8 protein-coding genes are annotated in these 8,184 nt (G+C 70.4%); 6 read left to right on the plus strand and 2 right to left on the minus strand.

Going from position 1 to position 8,184, the window contains the following annotated elements:
* The 3 genes from BW41_RS15700 to BW41_RS15710 all read left to right on the plus strand — a co-directional run.
* Positions 1-324: YraN family protein (locus BW41_RS15700; RefSeq protein WP_037535478.1), on the plus strand; the 324-nt coding region annotated here is incomplete at its 5' end.
* Between the two features lie 68 nt (positions 325-392).
* Complete coding sequence (gene gshB / locus BW41_RS15705; RefSeq protein ID WP_037535480.1) at positions 393-1,349, plus strand: glutathione synthase; 957 nt, start codon at positions 393-395, stop codon at positions 1,347-1,349.
* A gap of 22 nt (positions 1,350-1,371) precedes the next feature.
* Complete coding sequence (locus BW41_RS15710) at positions 1,372-1,974, plus strand: DedA family protein (RefSeq protein WP_037535482.1); 603 nt, start codon at positions 1,372-1,374, stop codon at positions 1,972-1,974.
* Between the two features lie 36 nt (positions 1,975-2,010).
* Here BW41_RS15710 and BW41_RS15715 read toward each other — a convergent pair whose 3' ends face one another.
* Positions 2,011-2,904: a tyrosine recombinase XerC gene (locus tag BW41_RS15715; protein WP_200870447.1), complete on the minus strand. Its 894-nt coding sequence runs from the start codon at positions 2,902-2,904 to the stop codon at positions 2,011-2,013.
* Positions 2,905-2,979: 75 nt separating this feature from the next.
* On the opposite strand from BW41_RS15715, the gene BW41_RS15720 reads away from it, so the two are divergent.
* From BW41_RS15720 to BW41_RS15730, 3 genes are read left to right on the plus strand one after another with little or no spacing between them, the layout of a single operon-like run.
* The gene (locus tag BW41_RS15720) at positions 2,980-4,425 is read left to right on the plus strand and encodes a diguanylate cyclase domain-containing protein (RefSeq protein WP_037535484.1); all 1,446 of its coding nucleotides are present in this window, start codon (positions 2,980-2,982) and stop codon (positions 4,423-4,425) included.
* Between the two features lie 39 nt (positions 4,426-4,464).
* Positions 4,465-6,636 carry a primosomal protein N' gene (locus BW41_RS15725; protein ID WP_037535485.1) on the plus strand — a complete coding sequence of 724 codons (2,172 nt, stop codon included), beginning with the start codon at positions 4,465-4,467 and terminating at the stop codon, positions 6,634-6,636.
* A 31-nt stretch (positions 6,637-6,667) separates the two neighbouring features.
* The gene (locus tag BW41_RS15730) at positions 6,668-7,654 is read left to right on the plus strand and encodes a N(4)-(beta-N-acetylglucosaminyl)-L-asparaginase (RefSeq protein ID WP_037535487.1); all 987 of its coding nucleotides are present in this window, start codon (positions 6,668-6,670) and stop codon (positions 7,652-7,654) included.
* 186 nt (positions 7,655-7,840) lie between these two features.
* Here BW41_RS15730 and BW41_RS15735 read toward each other — a convergent pair whose 3' ends face one another.
* The gene (locus BW41_RS15735) at positions 7,841-8,092 is read right to left on the minus strand and encodes an ATP synthase F1 subunit epsilon (protein ID WP_037535488.1); all 252 of its coding nucleotides are present in this window, start codon (positions 8,090-8,092) and stop codon (positions 7,841-7,843) included.
* Positions 8,093-8,184 lie beyond the last annotated feature (92 nt).

The following is an 8,184-nucleotide window of genomic DNA, read 5'->3' on the forward strand; positions in this document are numbered from 1 at the left end:
CCATCCGGCGAGCGGCTCGCCGGATGGTGGCTGCGGCTGCACGGCTGGACGATCCTCGCCCGCCGCGTCCGGACGCCCGCCGGCGAGGTCGACCTGATCGCGCGCCGGGACGCGCTCGTCGCCTTCGTCGAGGTCAAGACGCGGCGTACCCCTGCCGAGCTCGATCGGGCGATCGACGAACGCCGCCTCGCCCGCGTCGCCGCCGCCGCCGAAATGCTGATGGCGGAATACGCCGGACCGGGTGACGACATCCGCATCGACGTCATCCTGCTCGCCCCCGGCACGCGGCCGCGGCATATCGAGAATGCCTGGATCGGCAGCTGAGTGCGGGTGACATTCCGCCACCGCCACCCTAAGTCCCGCTCCCAGACCAACAGCCGCGCGAGACCCCGATGCCCCTTACCGTCGCCGTCCAGATGGACCCGCTCGACAGCATCGCCATCGCGGGCGATTCGACCTTCGCGCTGATGCTGTCCGCGCAGGCGCGCGGGCATCGGCTGTTCCATTATGCCGCCGAAGACATCAATTACAGCGACGGCCGAGTCTGGGCGAAGGCGCATCCGGTCACCGTGCAGCGCGTCGAAGGCGACCACTTCCGCTTCGATACGCCCGTCAGCCTCGATCTCGGCGCGCAGGCGGACGTGGTCCTGATGCGGCAGGATCCGCCGTTCGACCTCGGCTATATCACCGCGACGCACCTGCTCGAACGTATCGCCGACCGCACCCTAGTGGTCAATGATCCGGTCAGCGTCCGCAACGCGCCCGAGAAGGTGTTCGTGCTCGATTATGCGCGCTTCATGCCGCCGACGCTGATCACCCGCAGCCTCGACGAGGCGCGCGCCTTCCTGTCGCAGCATGGCGAGATCGTCGTCAAGCCGCTGCACGGCAACGGCGGCAAGGCGATCTTCAAGGTCGGCAGCGACGGCGCCAATCTGTCCGCGCTGATCGAGGTGTTCAACCAGACGTGGCGCGAACCGCACATGGTGCAGGCGTTCCTGCCCGCGGTGGCGAAAGGCGACAAGCGGATCGTGCTGGTCGACGGTGTCGTCGCCGGCGCGATCAACCGCCTGCCCGGCGAAGGCGAGATCCGCTCCAACCTCGCGGTCGGCGGTTCGGCGGTGAAGACCGAGCTGACGGCGCGGGAGCGCGAGATTTGCGAGGCGCTCGGGCCGGAGCTCAAGCGCCGCAGGCTGATCTTCGTCGGCATCGACGTGATCGGCGGCGAATGGCTGACCGAGATCAACGTCACCAGCCCGACCGGCATCGTCGCGATCGAGCGGTTCGACGGCACCGATGTCGCCGCGCTGATCTGGGAGGCGATCGAGCGCCGCGTCGCCGAACGCGGCTGACGCCACCGCGCCGCTGGCGATCATGACCGACCTTATCCTCGATGCGATCGCCTGGGGCGGCTATCTCGGCATCGCGCTGCTGATGGCGCTGGAGAACATCATCCCGCCGATCCCGTCGGAGGTGATCATGGGGCTCGGCGGCATGGCGGTGGCGCGCGGGCAGATGGCGATGGTGCCGCTGGTGGTGGCCGGCACCGTCGGTTCGACCGCGGGCAATTACGTCTGGTATCATCTCGGCCGCCATATCGGCTATGCCCGCTTCCGCCCCTTCGTCGACCGGCACGGCCGCTGGCTGACGATGGAATGGGAGGATGTCGAGGCGCTGCACCGCTTCTTCGTCCGCCGCGGCGGCGGGGTGGTGTTCGTCTTCCGCTTCATGCCGACCTTTCGCACGATCGTCTCGCTGCCGGCCGGGATCACCGGCATGCCGGTAGGGCGGTTCCTCGTCTGGACCTTCGCGGGCAGCCTGATCTGGAACACCATCCTCGCCGCCGCAGGCGTCTACCTCGGCTCGCGCTTCGCCGAGCTGGATCGCTACGTCGGGCCGCTCGCGATCGCCGTGATGGTCGCGATCGTCATCGGCTATGTCTGGCGCGTCGCCACCTGGAAGCCGCGGCGACGCTGATCCCGCACGCACGCCGCTGCGACAATTGGTACAGCCTCACCCGTGCGGATGCGCGTTGCGGTAGACGTCAAGCAGATGCGCCGCATCGACCGCGGTATAGACCTGCGTAGAACTCAGGCTGGCGTGGCCGAGCAGCTCCTGCAAGGCGCGCAGATCGGCGCCGCGGCCGAGCAGGTGCGTCGCGAAACTGTGACGGAGCGCGTGCGGCGTGGTGCTCGCGTCGAGGCCGAGCCGGCCGCGCGCCGCCTGCACCGCCCGCCGGACGACGCCGGGCGCGAGCGGCCCGCCCTTGGCGCCGCGGAACAGCGGTGCGTCGGGGGCGAGCTCCCACGGCTGCTGGCGCAGGTAATCGGCGATCGCGTCGCGCACCGCCGGTAGCAGCGGTACGATCCGCGTCTTGTCGCGCTTGCCGGTCACCGCCAGCGTCTCGCCGAGCGGTAGCACGCGCGCGGGCAGCGCGATCGCCTCGCCGATGCGCAGGCCGGCGCCGTAGAGCAGCAGCAGCACCGCCCAGTCGCGCGCGCCGATCCATGGCTCGGCGGCATCGTCGGCGACGGCGTCGGCGAGCGCGAGCGCTTCATCGGGCGAGATCGGCCGGGGCACCCCCGCCTTGACCCGCGGACCGCGCAGCCGCGGCGCCTCGCCGCCCGGCACGACGAAGGCGAGGAATCCGCGCACCGCCGACAGTTCACGCGCGGCGGAGGCATTGCTCAGCCCCTGCCCGCGTCGCGCGGCAAGGAAGGCGCGGAGATCCGCGGCGGTGACGCGCGCCAGAGCCGCCGCGTCGACGCGCTCGCCCCAATGCGCCTGGAGAAAGGCGGTGAGCCGCTCGGCGGTCGCCTGATAGGCGCGCACGGTATGCGCAGAGCGCCGCCGGTCGCGCGCCAGATGCGCCGCCCACAGCACCGAAGGCGGCGGCGCAGCGGTCATCGCCGGGCGGTCGTTACGACTGGAGTTGTATTCCGAAACAACATCTTAACTCTCACTGGACATAGAGATCAGGTCATGCACGATCTTCCGACAGCGCTGCCCTATGACGAGGTCGGTCGGCTCGCCGCGCTCCATGCGCTGGCGTTGCTCGACAGCGAACCCGAGAAGGAATTCGACGCCCTCGTCGCACTCGCCGCCGAATTGCTCGGCTGCCCGACCGCGCTGCTGACGCTGATCGACCAAAAGCGGCTGTGGATCAAGGCGAGCACCGTGCCGGGCGCGCGCGAGCTGGATCGCGACGTCGCCTTCTGCGACCGGACGATCCGCGAGGACCAGCCGCTCGTCATCGGCGACCTGCGCGACGATCGGCGCTTCGCCGACTTCCCGCTCGTCACCGACGGCGGCATGCGATTCTATGCCGGCACGCCGATCCGTGTCGCCGACGCCAGCGGCACGCGCCAGCCGATCGGCACGCTGTGCGTGCTCGACACGCAGCCGCGCTCGCTCAATGCCGCCGGCCATGCCGCGCTGCGCCACCTCGCCAGCCTGGCCGAGGCGCTGATCGCCGCGCGCCGCAACGCGCTGGAAGCGATCCGCTTCGCCACGTCGAGCGAGGAGATGACCCGGGAGCTGGTGCGCAAGGAACGGATCTTCCGGCAGGCGGAGCGGATCGCCAGGATCGGTTCGTGGCGGCTGTCGATCGCCGATTCCCGGCTGGAATGGTCGGAGAACGTCTTCCGCATCCACGGCCTCTCGGACGGAGCAGTGCCGCCGCTCGACAAGGCGCTCGACTTCTATCCGCCGGAGGCGCGGGAGATGGTCAGCGACATCATCGCCCGGACGATCGAAACCGGCCGGCCCTTCGACTTCGAAACCGACCTCATCACCGCCGACGGCCGCCACCTCCGCGTCCGCGCCGCCGGCGAGCCGGAGTCGGCGGACGGCGTCGTGCAGGCGCTGGTCGGCGTGTTCCAGGACATCACCGAACGGTTCGAGCTTGAGACGCGGCTGCGCCATTCCGCCGATACCGATGCGCTGACCGGCATCCCCAATCGCGCCGCCTTCGATCGCGAGCTCGACCGGGCGATGGATCGCGCCCGCGTCGAGGGCACGCCGCTGATGCTCGCGCTGATCGACCTCGACGGGTTCAAGGGCATCAACGATTCGCTCGGCCATGCCGTCGGTGACGACGTGCTGCGGATGACGGGCGCGGCGCTGAGCGAGCCGTGGCTCCACGGCTGCTTCGCGGCGCGGATCGGCGGCGACGAATTCGCGGTGGTGATCACCGACCCCGCGCTGATCGCCGATCCCGACGCCTTGCGCGGCCGGCTCGAATCGGCGTTGCACATCCCGGTCGAGGCGGGCGGCATCACGATGACCAGTGCCGGCTCGGTCGGCCTCGCGCTGTTCGATCAGGACTGCCACTCGCTCCGCGACTTCGCGCGACGTGCCGACGTGGTGCTCTACGCCGCCAAGCGCGCCCGGGTCGGGCAGCGCCCCGGCGTCCGCCGCGCCGCATAAAGCTTTCCGCCGACTCGCCTAATCCCCATATGGGGCGGCATGTCTTCGCGTGCCCGCGTCCTCGTCCTCAACTCCGCGCTCGGCCCGCTCGATTATCGCGTGCCGGCGGGCATGACGGTCGAGCCGGGATCGGTCGTGATCGCGCCGCTCGGGCCGCGCCAGCTACTCGGCGTCGTCTGGGAGCCCGAGCGGCTGCCCTCCGATGCGGAGGTCGGCGACAATCGGCTGCGGCCGCTGCTCGGCGTCGTCGACGTGCCGCCGCTCGCCGCGCCGCTGCGCCGGCTGGTCGAATGGACCGCCGATTATTATCTCGCGCCCCCCGCCGCGGTGGTGCGGATGGCGCTCGCCTCGACCTCCGCGCTCGAAGGCAAGCGCACCGCGACCGAATATCGCGTCACCGGCGAGGTGCCGCCGCGGCTCACGCCGCAGCGCGAGCAGGCGCTCGCGCGGATCGGCGACCGGCAGGGGCTGATCCGCGAGCTCGCCGATATCGCCGACGTCTCCGATGCGGTGATCCGCGGGCTGGTCAAGGTCGGCGCGATCGAGGCGGTCGAGGTGGCGATCGACAGTCCCTATCCGCATCCCGACCCCGGCTTCGGCCCGCCGACGCTTGCCGGGGCGCAGGCGGAGGCCGCCGCGACGCTGGTCGAGGGCGTCGCAGCGCAGGCGTTTCGCCCGACGTTGCTCGACGGCGTTACCGGATCGGGCAAGACCGAAGTCTATTTCGAGGCGGTGGCGGAGGCGATCCGGCAGGGCCGGCAGACCTTGGTGCTGCTGCCGGAGATCGCGCTCACCGAACCCTTCCTCAAGCGCTTCCATGACCGGTTCGGCTGCGAGCCCGTCGCCTGGCATTCGGGGCTGCGCTCGACGCAGCGCCGGCGCGCCTGGCGGGCGATCGCCACCGGCGAGGCGCTGGTGACGGTCGGCGCACGGTCGGCGCTGTTCCTGCCCTATCGCAACCTCGGCCTGATCGTCGTCGACGAGGCGCACGAGACGAGCTTCAAGCAGGAAGAGGGCGTCCATTACCACGCCCGCGACGTCGCGGTGATGCGCTGCAAGTTCGAAGGCTGTCCGGTGATCCTCGCCAGCGCCACCCCGGCGATCGAGACGCGCCAGCAGGTCGCGCTCGGCCGCTATGCCGAACTCAAGCTGCCCGGCCGCTATGGCGCGGCGGAGATGCCGACGATCGAGCCGATCGACCTGATCCAGCAGCCGCCCGAACGCGGCCGCTGGCTCGCCCCCAAGCTCGTCACCGCGCTTCAGGAGACGCTGGCCAAGGGCGAACAGTCGCTGCTCTTCCTCAACCGGCGCGGCTATGCGCCGCTGACCCTGTGCCGGACGTGCGGGCATCGCTTCCAATGCCCCAATTGCACCGCCTGGATGGTCGAGCACCGGCTGACGCGGCGGCTCGCCTGCCATCATTGCGGCCATGTCCTGCCGACGCCGCGCGCCTGCCCGGAATGCAAGGAGGAGGACAGCCTCGTCGCCTGCGGCCCCGGCGTCGAGCGGATCGCCGACGAGGTCGCGGCGTTGTTCCCCGAGGCGAAGACCGCGGTGGTCACCTCCGATACGATCTGGTCGCCCGCCAAGGCGGCCGAGTTCGTCGGGCGGATGGAGGCGGGCGACATCGACATCGTCGTCGGTACGCAGCTCGTCACCAAGGGCTATCATTTCCCCAACCTCACGTTGGTGGGGGTGGTCGATGCCGACCTTGGCTTGGAGGGCGGCGACCTGCGCGCGGCGGAGCGGACCTTCCAGCAGATCCGCCAGGTCTCCGGTCGGGCCGGGCGCGGCGCCAAGCCGGGGCATGTCTTCATCCAGACGCACAGCCCCAAGGCGCAGGTGATGCAGGCGCTGATCACCGGCGACGCCGAGGCCTTCTACGACGCGGAGACCGAGGCGCGGCGCGATGCCGGCGCGCCGCCGTTCGGTCGCTATGCGGCGATCGTCGTCTCGTCCGAGGAACAGGCCTGCGCCAACGAGGTCGCGCGGCTGGTCGCGCGCGCCGCGCCGCAGGTCGAGGGGATGGCGGTCTATGGCCCCGCGCCCGCGCCGCTGGCGATGCTGCGCGGCCGCCACCGCTTCCGCCTGCTCGTCCACGCCCGCCGGGCGCTCGACGTGCAGGACGTCATCCGTGACTGGCTCGGCGCACTCGACTGGCCGGCGAAAGCGCGCGTGACGGTGGACGTCGATCCGTATAACTTCCTCTAGCAGACCAATACCGGTCCAACGGGGATGACAGATGACGACACGGCGCGGCTTTCTCGGGGGTGCGGCGGCGACCGCGGGCATGGCGTCGCTCGCCGGCGCGGCGGAGCCTGCCGGCGCGGCGATGATCGTGTCGACCTGGGATTTCGGCGCCGCCGCCAATGACGCCGCCTTCGCCCGGCTGAAGGCGGGCGGCACGCTGATCGATGCGGTCGAGGCGGGCGGCATGGTGCCCGAGGCGGACCCCGACAATCATTCGGTCGGCTATGGCGGCTATCCCGATCGAGACGGCCATGTCACGCTCGATGCGGTGATCATGGACGATGCCGGCGGGGTCGGCGCGGTCGCGGCGCTGGAGGATACCGTCCACGCCATTTCGGTGGCGCGGCGGGTGATGGAGAAGACGCCGCACACCTTCCTCGTCGGCGAGGGCGCGACGCAATTCGCGCGCGACCAGAACTTCCCCAAGGTCAATTTGCTCACGCCCCCCGCCGAACAGGCGTGGCGCGACTGGCTCAAGACCTCCGCCTACAAGCCCGAGGCGAATATCGAGAACCGCCGGCCGCGCGGCGGCGCGCTCGATCATGATACGATCGGCCTGCTCGCCCGCCGCGCCGACGGCCGGATGGCGGGGGCGTGCACGACCTCCGGCATGGCGTTCAAGATGCGCGGCCGGGTCGGCGATTCGCCGCAGGTCGGCGCCGGCCTCTATGTCGAGCGCGGCGTCGGCGCCGCGACCTCGACCGGGCTCGGCGAGGAGGTGACGCGCGTCTCGGGCAGCGCGCGCGTGGTGGCGTCGATGCGCGCCGGCCTTTCGCCGCAGGCGGCGTGCGAGGAAGTGGTGCGCCATATCGCGACGCTGCGCGGCGATGCGATCAAGGGGACGCAGGTCGGCTTCCTCGCGCTGTCGCCCAAGGGCGAAGTCGGTGCCTTCTGCCTGCTGCCCGGATTCACCTATGCGGTGACCGACGGCAATGGGGTTACGAAGGTGTACAAGGGCCGGTCGCTGTTCGCGGCGTGATCGATCGGGCCGTAGGTAGGGCCGCGCCCTGCCCGCGGCCGCGCATCGTCCAACATGAACAAGTTGGACACCTTAACGGAAACGATCGCCCCCGATCGTTTCCGGTTTTGGACTGATACGAAAGAGCCGGACGATTCGCCTGCCGCTAGCAACGTCGCGGCGTGTAGGACAGCGCCCGGCCTCGCGTCAGGCGGCGCGCTCGGCGAGCACGGTGAGGCCCTTGGCATTGACCTCGGCGAAACCGCCCTGGATCGCGATCGTCTCGGGCTGGCCGCCCTCGGTCCGATAGACCGACAGCGCGCCGTCGCGCACCGTCGACATCAGCGGCGCATGGCCTTCGAGCACGCCGAAGTCGCCTTCGGTGCCGGGGACGACGACCATATAGACGTCCTCGGAACGGACGAGCTTTTCAGGCGTGACGAGTTCGAAATGGAGCATGTCTTGTGTTCCTGAGCCCCTCCCCTGCAAGGGAGGGGTTTGGGGGTGGGGGACGTCTCACCGAGACCGGGCGCTCGCCGACAGGCCCCACC

It is taken from the genome of Sphingomonas sp. RIT328, from assembly GCF_000632225.1.
Classification (GTDB): Bacteria; Pseudomonadota; Alphaproteobacteria; order Sphingomonadales; family Sphingomonadaceae; genus Sphingomonas; species Sphingomonas kyungheensis.

Bases quoted from the DNA above. Each gene is read 5' to 3' on its own strand.
- BW41_RS15715 (WP_200870447.1), bottom strand. From the start codon at position 2,904: ATGACCGCTGCGCCGCCGCCTTCGGTGCTGTGGGCGGCGCATCTGGCG.
- BW41_RS15725 (WP_037535485.1), top strand. From the start codon at position 4,465: ATGTCTTCGCGTGCCCGCGTCCTCGTCCTCAACTCCGCGCTCGGCCCG.
- BW41_RS15720 (WP_037535484.1), top strand. From the start codon at position 2,980: ATGCACGATCTTCCGACAGCGCTGCCCTATGACGAGGTCGGTCGGCTC.
- BW41_RS15730 (WP_037535487.1), top strand. From the start codon at position 6,668: ATGACGACACGGCGCGGCTTTCTCGGGGGTGCGGCGGCGACCGCGGGC.
- BW41_RS15735 (WP_037535488.1), bottom strand. From the start codon at position 8,092: ATGCTCCATTTCGAACTCGTCACGCCTGAAAAGCTCGTCCGTTCCGAG.
- BW41_RS15710 (WP_037535482.1), top strand. From the start codon at position 1,372: ATGACCGACCTTATCCTCGATGCGATCGCCTGGGGCGGCTATCTCGGC.
- gshB (WP_037535480.1), top strand. From the start codon at position 393: ATGCCCCTTACCGTCGCCGTCCAGATGGACCCGCTCGACAGCATCGCC.